The sequence below is a fragment of the Dysgonomonas sp. UBA7630 genome, from assembly GCF_002483985.1.
Classification (GTDB): domain Bacteria; phylum Bacteroidota; class Bacteroidia; order Bacteroidales; family Dysgonomonadaceae; genus Dysgonomonas.
In genome coordinates this window covers 140,774-156,083 of the sequence record NZ_DLIY01000023.1, presented here as the reverse complement: position 1 = coordinate 156,083, position 15,310 = coordinate 140,774, and the positions used below count along the sequence as shown (strand labels likewise).

Here is a 15,310-nt window from a genome sequence, read left to right as displayed (position 1 = left end):
ATACAAATGTGAATAGTTTATTACATCTCCGTATATCATCAGGCACTGAATTTAATCTTTATTTTTATTTAATGTGAGTATATTTTTAGTATTACCAATAATTTCTTAGCACAATCCTTCCGGGCAGAATGTTCGTTTTCGTTTTTTTATAATTCATACGTGCAATATAATGACTCTGGGCTACAGAGCTATAGACATCATTAGTTTACGTAACTCCTCATTCCGGGCTTTTCGGATGAATACAACTAAAATTTCATGTTTTACGTGAATATATGACAATATGATACAAAATGCTATATTTCTTATTCTAATAAAATGACGTGTTTTATAGCAATGTAATTGATTATTGCTGTAGTTTTTAAAGTTGTATCGTTTGTTGCTACAAATATATTATTTATAATTCATATTGCAATTTTTTATTTGATTTTGCCCTGTTTTATTCTTTTTATTTAATGTAATGGTTTGTTTATTATATGGTTGTGTTGTTGTTAATCTTTATTAACGATAAAATTTGAGATGTTAAACCGTTGGCAAACTCATTCCTGTGATCTTTCTGTACAAGTCGAGCGCATATACGTCTGTCATACCCGATACAAAGTCTAAAACGGCAAGAATTCGTTGATATAATGTTGGTGCGTCTTTTTCATATTGTTCCGGTATACGGCTAAGAATCAATTTTGAATATTTTGCATTCGGTTCTTCCACAGCCGATATAAATGTGTCGAGCAGGAATCCAATGATACGATGTCCGGCCAGCTCTATGTCTACTACATCTTTTGTTTTATATATCTTTTTATAGCTAACGTCTGTAGCTATTTGGTAAGCATTGTTCGGCAATGGAGAAATACATTTTATTAATGGTTTTTCAAACCTGCCATCCAGAATACTCTGTTCGTTTTCCAGAAACACATTCGAGCATTCATCTACAAGTAAACCGATAACGCTTGAACGAAGATATGCAATTTGCTCATTAATATCGCTGACTACGTGCAGCGTTTTCTGCATTTTCTTTTGCTTTTCTTCCGGAAAGAAATTCAAGAAGAGTTCTATTGTTTGCTCAGTTGTTAATAATCCTAATTTGTGAGCATCTTCTAAATCCATTATTTTATAACAAATATCATCGGCAGCCTCTACGAGATATACTAAGGGATGTCTCGCGTATTTTAACGGATCTTCTTGAATGCAGTGCATGCCCAATTCGTTTGCTATTCTTTTGAAATCTTTTTCTTCCGCTTCAAAAAAACCGAATTTGCCGGCTCCGTTTGCAGCGATGGAAGAGTAGGGGTACTTAACGATTGAAGCTAGCATAGAGTAGGTCATAACAAAACCGCCTCTTCGTCTGCCATTAAACTGATGTATAAGCAGACGTATTGAGTTCGCATTGCCTTCAAAGTTTATAAAATCTTCCCAACGTCCACCTTCTTTTATTATTTTCTCTTTTAGCCGCATGCCTTTGTCTTCAGAAAAATAGCTCGTGATGGCTGTTTCACCTGAATGTCCAAAAGGTGGATTACCCAGATCGTGAGCAAGGCAACCGGCAGCAATGATAGAGTTTATTTCTTCGAAATCGGCCGGCGAATTTGGATACTTTTTTCTCAGTTCTTTACCGACAATGACACCTAAAGAGCGCCCTACACAAGAAACCTCGATGCTATGGGTGAGCCTGTTATGCACAAATATACTACCCGGAAGAGGAAAGACCTGTGTTTTGTTTTGTAAACGACGGAAAGGTGCTGAAAAGATTAGTCTGTCATAATCTCTTTGAAAATCAGTTCTATCATGATGTTTGTCATCATGGTATTCTTCCATCCCGAATCGTTTTGCCGAAAGCAGTTGTTGCCAGTTCATACTTTAATTAGTTTGAGAATCAAAGATAAAGTTTTTTCAGTTATTTTAATGTACGAACATAAGTTATAATACTTCTTAAGTCTTAGGATTGTTTTGTTCTGGTTTTAGAAAAAAAAGGTATATTTGAAGTTAAATTCAACCATTTCAGAGGGCTCTTTTAATTAGGCACTTTATCTTAGCTTTAATAATGAAAACAAATCCGGATAAAATAAAACAAAGAGTACAAACTCTTGTTGTTGCTTGTGGTATTGTTCTGATGATAGGCAAATTTACAGCCTACGTTTTGACTAATTCTGTTGGTATTCTTACCGATGCAATGGAAAGTATTGTAAATATAGTTGCCGGTTTTATCAGCCTGTATGCCATACATAAAGCAGCCAAGCCCAAAGATCAGGATCATCCGTTCGGGCATGGTAAGATAGAACTAATATCTGCTTCGATAGAAGGAATATTAATCATTTTGGCAGGAGGGTTGATTATCTATGAAGGTATTGCAAGATTGTTTACCCCATCTGTAATAGAAAAGCTGGATATTGGTATTGTCGTTATTGCTGCTGCGGGTATTGTAAATTATATACTTGGTTATTATAGTATTCATCAGGGGAAAAAATATGATTCTATAGCACTTGTTGCAGGAGGGAAGCATCTCCAATCGGATACATATTCTACGATTGGGCTTGTTGCAGGTTTGTTGATCCTCTATTTCACCGGCTTGGTATGGATTGATAGTGCTCTTGCAATTATTTTTGGTGGAATAATTGTTTTTACAGGAATAGGTATTTTGCGTAAAACGATACAAAATCTGATTGATACGGCAGATATTGTTGCATTGGAGAAAATAACCAAATCGATAAATGAAAATAGAAAGGATGATTGGATTGATATTCACAATCTGAAGGTGTTAAAATCAGGAAGCGATTTTTTTATAGATTGTGATCTCACTCTGCCGTGGTATTATAATATAGATCAGGGACACTCTTCTTGCGAAGAATTAAGATTGAGTCTTATCGAGTTATTCCCTCAGCATACGTTGATATCTATACACTCCGATTCGTGCTTGGAGAAATATTGCTCAGTTTGCCGAGTTAAAGACTGTCCATATAGAAAAGAAGCTTTTAAAGAAATAACACCTTTTACAAAAGAGGCATTGACAACTGCCGAAGAAAGTTAATGGATCATAAATTTATTTTTATTTGTCGCTTTTTATCTGTTGATTATTAGTCTCTTGCGTGTTTAGTATTCTACTCTTTTTATTTACTCCTTAGCTGATAGTTACTAAAAAAACTAACTTTGCATTCGTTTTTACAAAGTAACTCTTCGCCGATGAAAATCGATAAGACCTATACCGTATCCTTAGTTGTTGCCATTGCTTTTTTTATGCAGGGGCTTGATACCACTGCCGTAAATACAGCCATTCCCGCTATGGCTCGGTCTTTCAATACAGATGTTGTACATCTCAGTGCGGGTATTACTTCCTATCTGATTGCATTAGCTATCTTTATTCCTGTAAGTGGTTGGATTGCCGATAGGTATGGCACACGTAGAGTTTTTTGTACATCCATCGTTTTATTTATCACTGCTTCAGCTTTATGTGGTATGTCTCAGACATTGACACAGTTCGTTATATTCAGAATATTTCAAGGTATGGCAGGTGCAATGATGACTCCCGTGGGAAGGCTTGCTGTACTTAAATCGGTAACGAAAGACAAACTGGTAACAGCAATGGCATACATTGTATGGCCTGCGCTTGTCGCGCCTATTTTAGGGCCGGTAGTAGGAGGGTATCTTACTACTTATTGGACTTGGCATTGGATCTTTTATCTAAATATTCCTATTAGCATAATATGTGTGATTCTTGCTTGGCGTTTTATTCCAGAAGAAGAAAAAAGCAACTCTCCTAAGAAACGGTTCGATTTAGTTGGCTTTGTGCTCAGTGGTTCAGCCTTAGTTGGGTTTATGTATGGGGTGGAACTACTTAGCCGCAGGGAAGTGCCGTACTATGTATCTGTACTACTTGTACTGGTTAGTATCTGTTTGCTCCTGTTTAATGTTCGCTATTCGAAACATATATCAAATCCTCTGATAGACTATTCTGTTATACGAATCCCTACCTATAAGGTAACTATATTTACAGGTTCTATTTCTCGTATGGTGATAGGGGTGGCGCCTTATCTTATACCATTGATGTTTCAGGAAGGGTTTGGGTTAAATCCATTCGAATCAGGATCATTGTTTCTGGCTACCATGGCAGGCAATCTGGCAATGAAACCCGCAACTATATGGGTGATGCGTCATTATAATTTCCGTACAGTACTAGTCGTCAATGGTTTTCTAGTCGCTTTATTTTCTTTTTTCACAGCATTGTTGTTGCCAACTACCCCTGTCGTATTGATTGTTGTTGTAATGTTCCTTTCGGGTATGTTTCGTTCCATGCAGTTTAGTGCTATTACAACTTTGGCCTTTGCCGAAATACCACAGCAGCAGATGACTGCGGCTAACACATTATACAGTACCGTGCAACAAATGTCTACAGGAATGGGGATTGCAATGGGAGCAGTATTCCTGAGATTCTCTAATATGATAAACGGATATTCAGAACATTATACTGTTGCAGATTTTCGTTTGGCTTTCATCTTTGTGGCAATACTCGGTATTGTTTCTCTATACGGTTTCACAAAATTAACTCCCGATGCCGGAGATGCTGTTCGTGTGAAAAAAAGATACCGGAACGTAGGTTAAAAATATTTTCATGCAGCTTTTTATTATTTCCAATCGTCTATTATATAGATGTCAATAGCTTTTTATTGTTGTTTAGCGGTAATTGATTTAAAATAAACATTGAAAATGTAACTGAGTAACAAAAGCGCAAGTATCACTATTTGTGCTTTTCTTTATGCTCTAAATATTTTATCTTTGTGCTTCAATTAGAATAAATCATGCAAAAAGATATAGACTTACGCATTACGCCAGAGCAGGCGTCAGATATCGAGAAAGTCAGACGCATCTATTCATCCCAGACAAGTATTCCATTAAGAGATATAAATTCGGTTCGTATTCTTCGCCGTTCTATTGATGCCCGCCAACGAAATATTTTCGTGAACCTCAAGGTAAGAGGCTACATTAATGAAGAACAAAATGATCCGGATTTCCAAACTACTTATTACCCCAATGTAAAACATTGCCCGCAGGCTATTGTTGTAGGAGCAGGGCCAGCAGGTCTGTTTGCGGCATTACGCCTTATAGAGCTGGGTGTTCGCCCCATACTCGTAGAGCGAGGTAAAAATGTTCGTGATCGTAAACGTGATACTGCTCTGATGAATCGTGAACATGTCGTGAATCCAGAGTCCAACTATTGTTTTGGTGAGGGGGGAGCAGGGGCTTATTCGGATGGAAAACTTTATACCCGAAGTAAGAAACGTGGTAATGTAGAAAAAATTCTAAATGTTTTTTGCCAGCATGGTGCTGATGCATCTGTGCTTGTTGATGCACATCCGCATATCGGTACAGATAAACTACCGGGTATAATAGAAAAAATGCGTGTGCAAATCATATTGTCAGGCGGAGAGGTTCACTTCCAAACACGCATGGATAAGCTGATTATAGAAGATGGTAGTGTAAAAGGAATAGAAACTAATACAGGAAAAATTTTTCATGGTCAGGTTATTTTAGCAACAGGACACTCAGCCCGAGATGTTTATTATATGCTATACGACCAGAAAATAAAAATAGAGGCCAAGGGATTAGCTGTTGGATTTAGAGTAGAACATCCCTCTCATCTGATCGATCAAATACAATATCATTGTGAAGAAGGACGAGGAGAATATTTGCCTGCAGCAGAATATAGTTTTGTTGTTCAGGCAGGAGGGCGAGGTGCATACTCATTCTGTATGTGTCCGGGAGGAACAATTGTGCCATCGGCAAGTGGCCCTAGACAGGTTGTAGTGAATGGTATGTCTCCATCTAACCGTGGCTCTCGTTGGTCTAACTCAGGTGTAGTGGTTGAGATTCATCCTGAAGATTTTCCTGAATATGAAAAATATAATGAATTGGCCTTGCTCAAGTTTGTAGAAGATCTGGAAGAATCGGCATGGGTACACGGAGGGAAGAGTCAAGTGGCTCCTGCACAACGATTGTATGATTTTGTAAACGGAAAGAAGAGCTCTACTTTGCCTGAAACATCATATGCTCCAGGAGTTGTGTCTTCTTCGATGCACGAATGGATGCCGAAATTTGTCGCATCTCGCTTGCAAGAAGCCTTCAAAAAAGTGGGGCAGAGCTATAAAGGATATTTGACAAATGATGCAATACTTCTGGCGGTAGAAAGCCGCACATCTTCTCCTGTACGTATTATCCGACACCGTGAAACGATGCAGCATATAGAAATAGAGGGGCTTTACCCATGTGGGGAAGGAGCCGGGTATGCCGGAGGCATTGTCTCTGCAGCAATGGATGGTGAACGATGTGCTGAAGCATTGGCAGAGAAGATGAAAAGCCTAAATTTATGATAAGTTTATTCAGTATGATATTCAAACATAGATGTTTCGGTAATAAAAGGATGATATGTCGTAAATAAATAAGGTCTATCATTTATAGTAAAAGTTGCCTCACGGTCATATGCTTTGCTGTCAGGATAATATGATGCTAAAACCCAATAATTATAAGATGAATCATACTTGTAGATGTTTCTTCCAAGTTGGATGTAGCCATTGCCTTTGTATGTAAAAGCATTCATGCAAGAATAGTATAGTCCAAAAGTATAAGGGTATGAAGCCATTTCGCTCCAAGTGTCAGATTGTATATTGTACTTCCATGTTTTACCATAAGTCGTCAGATATGCAGTGTTATCGGTAACAAATGTAGCTAAAAGGAATATATCTATATCAGAAGGAAAATTGTTTAACTTAGAATATTTTTCATTATCAAAGTCACATAACCATAATTCTTTTCTGTCTGTTATTATATATGTTTTATTATTTAGTTTAAAGGATTTTGCAGACTGGAACACAAAAGGAAGTTTGTTTTTTTTATTCCATGTCTTGTCGGATATTTTAAAATACCATAAGTCATCGTTTAATTCTAATAAATAGTTTAAACCTCCAACTTTATAGAACTTGTCGCCAGAAGGAATTAATAAGCTATTATAATAAAAATCTGGTTTATTGGATATAGGTTTTATTGTTGTCCATTTGTCAGCAACAGGATTGTATTCATGAAACTCCATTGATTCCACTTCCATTACATAACCTTTATTGTTATACGAAAATCCATCATATTTATAGTCCGATCCAAAATATTCCGAAGCATGACTTTTCCACGATGATTTAGTCAGTAATGTATTTTTATATTCGACAATTTTTTCTCCATTTTGTAATTTTATTGGTGATGATACTTCTGATAGTACATTGTCAGCAGGAGGAATCGCTACTGTAAAAGTCGTTTGCGCGTTAGCTCCAATATTTTTTTGCAATATTAGACCTAAATAACTACCAAAATATATCATCGTCTGATCTCCATTCTCTGTGAGGTTTTTTCCAGAAACTACAATATAACTACCAGCATGTCCTGTGAGTGGAGTAATCGACTCAATTTCGGGGCCAATAACCGTGAATGTAGTATTCGTTTCATTTTCTCCGGCAACAATCCGGATTACTGCATCACCAACAAAAGAAGAGGGAGGTATTGTAAAAGATATATAATTCTCTCCGGATTCACTGATGTTTACTTCTCTGTCATTAATATATATATGACGTTTATCTTTCTCTGATCCAAAATATTTACCGGATATTTTGACCTCTGTTCCATCAAAACCTCTATTGGGATTAATATTTTCTACAACAGGAGGTTCACTCCCTAAGGCTGTAAAGGTAACAGCTTTTCCTAAGATTAAATATTTTTCTGTTTTTATGTAGGCCTTGTAAGTGTAGGTTGTATTCTTTTTTAAATCAGTGTTTATTATTTTTTCGAAATCGTCTATTTCATTTGTTTCATAAATACTATATTTTATTTCTTTACTGTCATTTATAAATATAAATCCGTAGTCAATAATCTTGTCTCTTCCTTTTTGCGTTAATTTTCCTACAAGGGTAACATTTGTAGAGGTAACTACAGCATCTTTGGTTTCAACGAATGGGTAATCTTTTTCAGGTAGTTCTACGTCGTCCACACAACTTGTATTAAAAACAACTGATATGATTAGTAAAAGTATAATTAATATATATTTCATAGGTTTATACTTGTTGAAAAATAAATTGTAGATTTATTAAAATAGTTAGAGCTAGATGAAGTGAAATTATCAGAATACCTTATATCAAAGAATAATGAATTTTTATAATTCAATTTATACTCTACACCTGCTCCTATATTGTAACCTATTTGGTGGCTATCTATTATTGGATGATCTATCTTATCGATTGTTATTGTATTATCTGTTATTGTTGAATTAAATAAAGAGTTATTCCACTTGAAGTTATATGAATATATTAGACCTGCATTTATATAAGGGCATACTTTATTTAAAGGAAGAGTATATCTGAAAAGAAGTGGAACACTTAATGTGTGCATATTTGCAATATAGTCAATATCACCCATCGCATTACTAGACGAGTAAGAATAGCTGTGTTTGGAATAATAAGCCTCAACATGGAAGGAAAAATCAGTTAAAGAGATTGGTATATTAATGAATCCACCTATAGAGAACGCACCTTCATATTTGTAATTTAAAAATTTTAAGTTATTGCTTGCATTAGAAGTCATTCTTAGTTTTTCGAAATTATAGCCTGCAGTTATTCCATATCTTACGTATAATATAGGGTCAGAGCTACATGTCTCATATCTCTTCATTACACCTTTGATTGAAGTTTGGTTATATCTGGATTGTTTAATTACGTTTGTTAATTCGCTGCAAGCACTTGTTATTGTCGATAGATTTTCTCTGAAAACAGATTTTCCTGTGTTGTCAAATTCTGGGAAGTCTTTCAATTTGCCATTTTTTTCGACGAAAAATCTCTCCTTCTTTTCTCCTTTATAATAATAGAAGGCAATATTACCTTCTGTTATTACTTGAAGAAATACTTTTATGGTGGAGTCGTTCAGCTGAATATCTTTTGCTTTATATTTTTTGCCATTTTTTAATGCATATTCAGATACTTCATATGGAGAATAGTGTGTTGTTTTATTTTTTTCGATAACAGTGCAAAATTTCGCATTCGATACGTCGCCTTCATCTGATAAATTAATGCCGTAAGATGTGTGATCTACTGTTTTTAAATAATTTTCTTGACAATAACATGATAAAGTTGTAATGGAAATTAATATAAATAAGATAGTTTTCTTACAAGTATTCTTCTGCATATAGATTTAAGTTGATGTATTTAAATGCCTTATATATCTAAGGATAAACATTAATAAAAGAATGTAAATATAGTATATTTTTATAAAATTTATAAAATATTTCATAAATTTCATGTCGCGCTATTCATCTATAATTATTACTTCTCACAATTTATTAATTTTGTGCCTTTATAAACTTTCTGTATAACGAAACAGAAGAAATATAAAAAAATGTCCTTCATTAATTTTAAATCCCAATATAGTATGAATAGAAAAATCATTACTCTTTTATTGTTGTCGATATTGATAACGTCAAATACATTTGCCCAAACTTTTGCTCACGGCAGGTCAGAGTCGTACACATGGCCTAAGGATGAAAAAGTATTGGACAAGCTCGACAAATGGCAAGACCAGAAGTTTGGAATGCTTATTCACTACGGATTATACTCTCAGTTGGGAATTGTAGAATCATGGTCTATTTGCGGTGAAGAAGAAGATTGGATCCCTCGAGATTCTACAATTACTTATGATGCCTATAAACGAAACTATTGGAATACAATAAATAGCTTCAAGCCCGAAAAGCTAGATCCGGCTTCTTGGGCTAAGTATGGAAAAAAGGCAGGTATGAATTACGTTGTTTTCACAACAAAGCACCACGATGGGTTTAACCTGTTTGATACAAAGCAATCCGATTTTTCGGTAACGAAGGGTGCATTTAAGAATGACCCACGTAGTAATATTGCTAAAGAAGTGTTCAATGCTTTTCGTAGCGAAGGTTATATGATAGGAGCTTACTATTCAAAACCCGACTGGCATTCTCAATATTATTGGTGGGATAGATACCCGACTCCCAACCGTAATAATAATTACGATATTGAAAAAAATAAGTGGAGATGGAACAAATTTAAAGAGTTTACCTATAATCAGATAGAGGAACTTATGAACGGCGACTATGGTAATATTGATATATTGTGGCTCGATGGTGGCTGGGTACGTCCTGCACGTAGCGGAGATGCCGAGCGTGCCGGTAAAAATTATAGAGGAGCTCAAGATATTGATATGCCTAAAATAGCTGCAATGGCACGACGTTATCAGCCCGGTATATTGGTTGTAGACCGTACCGTTCCCGGAGAAAATGAAAATTATCAGACACCGGAAAGGGGTATTCCCGAAACACAACTTGATCATCCTTGGGAGAGTTGTATTACCCTTGGTTGGGACTGGGGATATGTACCGACAGATCAGTATAAATCACCGGCTGCTGTAATACATACCCTCGTGGAGATTGTAGCGAAAGGAGGAAATTTATTATTGGGTATCGGTCCAAAGCCTGACGGAACATTGCCGGATCAGGTAGTTGAACGATTGGAGAAAATAGGTGATTGGACAATCAAGAATGGAGAAGCAATATATAACACACGCATTACTCCTGTTTATAATGATGGTAAAACGTGGTTCACCCAAAGTAGATATGGCAAAACGATATATGCTATTGTTTGCTTGGAAGAAGGAGAGCCTCTGCCTACTACTGTTGTATGGAAAGGTAATGAACCCGCGAAAGGAAGTAAAATGAAATTCTTGCAGACAGGTAAAACTGTAAAGTGGAAGAAAACAGCACAAGGAATTGAAGTCTCAATCCCGGCAGGACTTCCTAAAGATCAGGCTGCATTAGCTTTTTCTTTTGTAAAATAAAAAATTCGAACAGAATTATTGAACATAGGATATGAGCTGAAGGATTTAATAATCCTTCAGCTCTATTTCTTTTGTTATACCTATCTTTCTTACAAAGTATGTATCGTGTGATATCACCAGAAGAGTTCCTTTATAATCTTTTATTGTATCGGTGACAATATCCAAACTTTGAATGTCTAGATTATTAGTCGGTTCATCCAGAATAAACATATCAGGAGCTTTGTTATCAACTTGCATACAGCAAAATACCAACCTCATTTTTTCACCACCACTCAAAATCTTGCATGGCTTGTTCCATGTATTATATGTAAACAAATATCTATGCAGTAAAATGCGTAATTCATCTTCACTCAAATGATATGAATTGAATTTTTGTAATTGATCAAAAACCGTAAGTTCATTATCGATAATAGAATAATCCTGATCGATGTATAAGTACTGAAAATCCGATCGGATAATATATCCTTGCTTAGGCTCTAAGATTCCAAATATAATTTTAAGCAGGGTTGTTTTCCCCGTTCCATTTTCTCCTTTTATAACTATCCTTTCTCCACTTCTTATTTCGAAATTGAGAGGATTGCTCCATAGCATCTCATTGCTATAGCCAAAATTGATATTTTGGGCAGTTACCAATATTTTCCCGATATCAAGATTCGCATCATCAAAATTTAATTTGAGATCTTTTTTTTCGGGTAGCTGTTGGCGTAACTGTTTTATTTCATCCGCAATATTCTCCATTTTATTGGCATGAGCATCTTGCAACTTTGCTGCACTCGATTCCGCCCTGTTGCGTATCGTATTTAGCATGATGCGTGGAATACCTTTATCTCCCAAGTCCTTTTTACCTCGTGCATCACGTTTTTGTTTTCTCTCAGCTGTTTCTCTGGCTATATTTCGGGCTTTGCGGAGTTCTTTTTGTTTTTCTTCAAATTGGGATTGTAATGCTTCTTGCTGTTCAGCTTTCTGAATTTTGTAAAACTCATAGTTCCCACCATAGACTTCAATTTGATTGTGTGTAAGTTCAAACGTAATATCAATCAAATTGAGTAAAGTGCGATCGTGGCTTACAATAATTACAGTCGCATTACTATTTTTTATCAAATCATACAATCGCTCTCGCCCTGTTTTGTCTAGATGATTCGACGGTTCATCCAGTAACATATTAGCGGGAGAATGAATGTAAGTCCCTGCTAAGAATACTTTTGTTTTTTCTCCGCCACTAAGATTTTTCATCGTCTCAGATAGCCGAATATGAGATAAACCCCATTTTGAGAGGGCACTATACGCATTTTCTTCGATATTCCAGTCATCATCGAGAATTGTAAAGTTGGTCGTGTCTGTATTTCCTTCTAGTATCGCATGAAGCGCTCTCAATTTCTCACTGATTTGTAATGCTTCTGCAACAGTGTAATGATCATATTGTCCGAAATGTTGAGGTACATAATATGGTAGCCCATCCTGATAGATAACTTCTCCTTCCGATGGTTGCAACCTTCCTGCAATGATACCTAAGAGTGTCGACTTTCCTGATCCGTTACTGCCAATCAAAGAAACCTTTTGTCCTTTAGAAACAGAAAAATTGATATTATGAAACAAAGGCTCCTTATCAGGATGTATATATGATAGTTGTTTTACGATAATACTCATAAACCTATTTTTTAATAAATAATTAGGTAATTGTGTTTTATGGCATATGCCATGATAGTTGAGGACTTTGTTCAAAAGTTTGAACAAAATGCAACTTACATAAAAGTATCGATTGATACTTTTTATTCTTTAAAAATAGAGGATTACATGATATCTAAGTTTAGCAGACTGCGGATAGTCTGATATATTTGAATACTGATTTAACCAAAATGTACCGGATAATCCGAATTTGACAAAATGGTTGTTACAACCATCGTATTACTTAGATATTCTCATTGGAGTATTTATTTGTTTATAGTGTTGCAAAGATAAGAATCTTTTGTCTGACTTAGTAAGTCGCAGGTCTGTAATTGTAAAATAATTATAATGTTTTTCAGATCATTGTATTCAATATGCAGTTTGTAAACAATGCGATAGAAACTAAAAGCACAAGGCTTCTACATATAATGCAAAAGCCTTGATTGAAAAATACTTCTTATTGCTTTACAGCTATCCGATTTTTTATTTTTTTAGAACACTTAAAGCCGCCTCATAGTTCGGTTCATTTGTAGTTTCTTCTACTAATTCGTTGTATAGCACCTTTCCATCAGCATCAAGTACTACTACCGAACGAGCCAAAAGACCTTTCAATGGGCCGTCAACAGTTAATACTCCATAATCTTTTGCAAATTCAGCATTTCTGAAAACAGAAGCAGGTTCTACATTATCTATACCTTCTGCTGTACAGAAACGACCTGCAGCAAATGGAAGGTCGGCAGAGATAGCCAATACAACAGTGTTAGGAAGGCTTGCCGCTTCTTTGTTAAATTTGCGAACTGATGCAGCACATACTCCGGTGTCGATACTTGGGAAAATATTTAGAATTACATTTTTACCTTTAAGATCTTTCAATGTAACGTCTGATAAATCTTTTTTTACAAGAGTGAAAGCCGGAGCTACTGAACCTACTGCAGGTAATTGTCCACTGGTATTAACCGGAGATCCTTTAAATGTTATTTTTGCCATAATTTTTTGTTTTTTAAGCGTTAGTTAATATTATTATTTTATTTCGATAAGAAAATCTTTTTTAGGGTGACGCACTTTTTTTAGATTTACGAGCCAGTCATTATTTTCGTCACGATAACCTAATGGTAGTATTGTAACACTTTTGAGGCCACGTTCGTTCAAATTTAATAATTTATCTAGTGCATCATTATCAAAACCCTCCATTGGAGTGCTGTCTACTTTAAGCTCTGCAGCCATTGCCATTGCGAATGCAAATGCAATATATGACTGACGGGCTGCATGCTCGAAGTTCAGCTCGGCCGGACGCTGTAAATACGCATTTTTTAGTCTATCTGTGTAATCTTTATACTGGTTGGGGTCCTGCTTCCGGCCGTCTGTGGTGTGTTTGTATATTGTGTCTATGCGTTGTGCTGTATAATTGTCCCATGCGGCAAACACCAATAGGTGCGATGCATCGGCTATTTGTTTTTGGTTGAATGCAATCGGAACGATCTTTTCTTTTAATTCTTGGTTTGTGATTTCTATTACTTCAAAAGGTTGTAATCCCGATGAAGTAGGTGCAAGCCAAGCTGCATCAATAATATCGTTGACTAATTTTTGATCTACTTTTTTTGAAGAGTCAAATTTTTTTGTTGCATATCTCCATTCCAAAGATTCTATTAAGCTCATATTGTTTTTTGTTGTTTTATTGTAATTAGAAAATATTTATAGCAATTTGGCATTGCATTTACTCGTTATATTCAGTATTTTTTTTAGATGCTCCCGAAGTGTTACCAATTCCTCATCTCCAATCTCCAATGCTTTCTTCATTGCCGGAGGGATAGATTCTGCTTCTTTCTCCAAAGCTTCACCTTTTTCTGTGATAAGAATATCAACTACTCTTTCGTCTTCGGAAGAACGCTTGCGGATAAGGAATCCATTTGCTTCCATCCTTTTCAAGAGTGGGGTAAGAGTTCCGCTATCGAGCCAAAGTAATTCGCCTAGTTGCTTTACTGTTACCGTTTTATATTCCCATAAAACCATAATGACGAGGTACTGTGGATAAGTGAGCCCGATCTTATCGAGATAAGGACGATATATTGCAGTAACTTGTCTCGATAAAGCATATATCGGAAAGCATAATTGATTATTTAATTTTAAACTATCATTCATTATTTTAGTTTCCCTAAATTTGATTGTGCAAAATTAAATATTATAGAATATAATTGAGGGCTTCTAATGTTAAATAAAATAGATATAGAATTAAAGTATGAGGTATAGAGGTTGTTGATGAAAAGGGGTTTATCCTTTGCCCGATTTAGATCTGAATGTAATAACTACCTCTTCGAATCCCATCGCTTTTAGGATAGGTTTCAATAGGTTTACGGCATTGTCTCTGCTTTGGCTGAGCATATCCAATTGTTTGGCCTTTTCGTTGAGCTGTTGTTCTGCAAAGGTGTATGCTTCATCAACTATATTCGTTGATTCCCATAGACCGAATTCCATGTCGTATACTCTCGATTTGGAATGATCAACTTTTACATGGCATATTTCGGGAGAGGGGAGTTGCAGGTGTATTGTTTTTTCTGAAACAGTTATGTCTTCGGGTTTTAGCTTGGTCAGGTCTACACAGCATATCACTTCTCCATATATAATTAGTCCTGTTTTTGCGTTAGGCAGCCATCTTCGAATTTTTTTATACTCCATCATATCCTGAATACTATACTTGGTTACTTCAAGATTGCCAAGACTTTCTATTTCTTGAAGTATCATATTGTGGGATATCTGTACCGTAGCATTCTTTTTTGTG

General features: G+C 35.7%; 12 protein-coding genes. 4 read left to right on the top strand and 8 right to left on the bottom strand.

Annotation, left to right across the window (positions count from 1 at the left end; all coding sequences use genetic code 11):
- Positions 1-519 precede the first annotated feature (519 nt).
- Positions 520-1,848, bottom strand: a complete 1,329-nt coding sequence (locus tag B3P17_RS10540) for a deoxyguanosinetriphosphate triphosphohydrolase (protein ID WP_252638171.1) — start codon at positions 1,846-1,848, stop codon at positions 520-522.
- A 187-nt stretch (positions 1,849-2,035) separates the two neighbouring features.
- On the opposite strand from B3P17_RS10540, the gene B3P17_RS10535 reads away from it, so the two are divergent.
- The 3 genes from B3P17_RS10535 (at position 2,036) to B3P17_RS10525 (ending at position 6,353) form a co-directional block, all read left to right on the top strand.
- Entirely contained in the window at positions 2,036-3,019 is a 984-nt protein-coding gene (locus B3P17_RS10535) for a cation diffusion facilitator family transporter (protein ID WP_252638170.1), read from the top strand.
- 152 nt (positions 3,020-3,171) lie between these two features.
- Positions 3,172-4,587 (top strand): DHA2 family efflux MFS transporter permease subunit, encoded by a 1,416-nt coding sequence (locus B3P17_RS10530; protein WP_252638169.1) that lies wholly within the window; start codon positions 3,172-3,174, stop codon positions 4,585-4,587.
- Between the two features lie 197 nt (positions 4,588-4,784).
- On the top strand, positions 4,785-6,353 hold the full coding sequence (locus B3P17_RS10525; RefSeq protein ID WP_252638167.1) for an NAD(P)/FAD-dependent oxidoreductase: 1,569 nt from the start codon (positions 4,785-4,787) through the stop codon (positions 6,351-6,353).
- Between the two features lie 5 nt (positions 6,354-6,358).
- Here B3P17_RS10525 and B3P17_RS10520 read toward each other — a convergent pair whose 3' ends face one another.
- Positions 6,359-8,071, bottom strand: a complete 1,713-nt coding sequence (locus B3P17_RS10520; RefSeq protein WP_252638166.1) for an IPT/TIG domain-containing protein — start codon at positions 8,069-8,071, stop codon at positions 6,359-6,361.
- A complete protein-coding gene (locus B3P17_RS10515) occupies positions 8,068-9,198 on the bottom strand; it encodes a porin family protein (protein WP_252638165.1) in 1,131 nt (376 codons plus the stop codon). Before B3P17_RS10515 ends, B3P17_RS10520 begins: the two co-directional genes overlap by 4 nt.
- A 243-nt stretch (positions 9,199-9,441) precedes the next feature.
- On the opposite strand from B3P17_RS10515, the gene B3P17_RS10510 reads away from it, so the two are divergent.
- Positions 9,442-10,869: an alpha-L-fucosidase gene (locus B3P17_RS10510; RefSeq protein ID WP_252638164.1), complete on the top strand. Its 1,428-nt coding sequence runs from the start codon at positions 9,442-9,444 to the stop codon at positions 10,867-10,869.
- A 45-nt stretch (positions 10,870-10,914) separates the two neighbouring features.
- Here B3P17_RS10510 and B3P17_RS10505 read toward each other — a convergent pair whose 3' ends face one another.
- The 5 genes from B3P17_RS10505 to B3P17_RS10485 form a co-directional block, all read right to left on the bottom strand.
- Positions 10,915-12,516 (bottom strand): ABC-F family ATP-binding cassette domain-containing protein, encoded by a 1,602-nt coding sequence (locus tag B3P17_RS10505; protein WP_252638163.1) that lies wholly within the window; start codon positions 12,514-12,516, stop codon positions 10,915-10,917.
- Positions 12,517-13,017: 501 nt separating this feature from the next.
- The gene (gene tpx, locus B3P17_RS10500) at positions 13,018-13,521 is read right to left on the bottom strand and encodes a thiol peroxidase (protein WP_252638162.1); all 504 of its coding nucleotides are present in this window, start codon (positions 13,519-13,521) and stop codon (positions 13,018-13,020) included.
- Between the two features lie 33 nt (positions 13,522-13,554).
- Complete coding sequence (locus tag B3P17_RS10495) at positions 13,555-14,190, bottom strand: nitroreductase family protein (protein WP_252638160.1); 636 nt, start codon at positions 14,188-14,190, stop codon at positions 13,555-13,557.
- Positions 14,191-14,226: 36 nt separating this feature from the next.
- Positions 14,227-14,673, bottom strand: a complete 447-nt coding sequence (locus B3P17_RS10490) for a MarR family winged helix-turn-helix transcriptional regulator (RefSeq protein WP_006842889.1) — start codon at positions 14,671-14,673, stop codon at positions 14,227-14,229.
- A gap of 129 nt (positions 14,674-14,802) precedes the next feature.
- On the bottom strand, positions 14,803-15,310 hold a 508-nt coding region (locus B3P17_RS10485; protein WP_291105400.1), incomplete at its 5' end, for a DUF4230 domain-containing protein.

What these genes read in the sequence shown, in the direction of transcription:
- B3P17_RS10540 (WP_252638171.1), bottom strand. Translation starts at nt 1,848, where the DNA reads ATGAACTGGCAACAACTGCTTTCGGCAAAACGATTCGGGATGGAAGAA.
- B3P17_RS10535 (WP_252638170.1), top strand. Translation starts at nt 2,036, where the DNA reads ATGAAAACAAATCCGGATAAAATAAAACAAAGAGTACAAACTCTTGTT.
- B3P17_RS10530 (WP_252638169.1), top strand. Translation starts at nt 3,172, where the DNA reads ATGAAAATCGATAAGACCTATACCGTATCCTTAGTTGTTGCCATTGCT.
- B3P17_RS10525 (WP_252638167.1), top strand. Translation starts at nt 4,785, where the DNA reads ATGCAAAAAGATATAGACTTACGCATTACGCCAGAGCAGGCGTCAGAT.
- B3P17_RS10520 (WP_252638166.1), bottom strand. Translation starts at nt 8,071, where the DNA reads ATGAAATATATATTAATTATACTTTTACTAATCATATCAGTTGTTTTT.
- B3P17_RS10515 (WP_252638165.1), bottom strand. Translation starts at nt 9,198, where the DNA reads ATGCAGAAGAATACTTGTAAGAAAACTATCTTATTTATATTAATTTCC.
- B3P17_RS10510 (WP_252638164.1), top strand. Translation starts at nt 9,442, where the DNA reads ATGAATAGAAAAATCATTACTCTTTTATTGTTGTCGATATTGATAACG.
- B3P17_RS10505 (WP_252638163.1), bottom strand. Translation starts at nt 12,516, where the DNA reads ATGAGTATTATCGTAAAACAACTATCATATATACATCCTGATAAGGAG.
- tpx (WP_252638162.1), bottom strand. Translation starts at nt 13,521, where the DNA reads ATGGCAAAAATAACATTTAAAGGATCTCCGGTTAATACCAGTGGACAA.
- B3P17_RS10495 (WP_252638160.1), bottom strand. Translation starts at nt 14,190, where the DNA reads ATGAGCTTAATAGAATCTTTGGAATGGAGATATGCAACAAAAAAATTT.
- B3P17_RS10490 (WP_006842889.1), bottom strand. Translation starts at nt 14,673, where the DNA reads ATGAATGATAGTTTAAAATTAAATAATCAATTATGCTTTCCGATATAT.